The 381-nt window shown below is 72.2% G+C and carries 1 pseudogene; it reads left to right on the forward strand.

Annotated features, from left to right (window positions below):
* A pseudogene (locus tag G3I56_RS43070) lies at positions 1-381 on the forward strand (hypothetical protein); the annotation flags it as partial.

Consider the following 381-nt stretch of genomic DNA (forward strand, 5'->3'; position numbering starts at 1 on the left):
GCTCGGCGGCCCCAACCACGGGGCGGGGGACGCCGCGCCCTGCGGCCCCTTCGCCACCTTCTGCGACATCCACGCCGCCTCGCTCGCCGACATGACCCCCGCCAGCGCCTTCCTCACCTCCCTCAACGCGGGCGACGAAACCCCGGGCACCACCCGCTACACCACCTTCAGCTCCACCTGCGACCAGCAGATCCCGCCCGGCGACAGCCGCGCCCCGCACTCCACCGAGCTGGCCGGCGCCGTCAACCAAGTCCTGCCGGTCGGCGACAGCGGCTGCCCCTCGCACTACGGGCTGCTCGGCAACGACTGGGTCCGCCGGCAGATCGTCGCCGATTTCTCCAAGGACCCGGTCACCCAAGTCGACCTGAAGACAGGGCCGTT

This window comes from Streptomyces sp. SID12488, assembly GCF_010548275.1.
Lineage (GTDB): Bacteria > Actinomycetota > Actinomycetes > Streptomycetales > Streptomycetaceae > Streptomyces.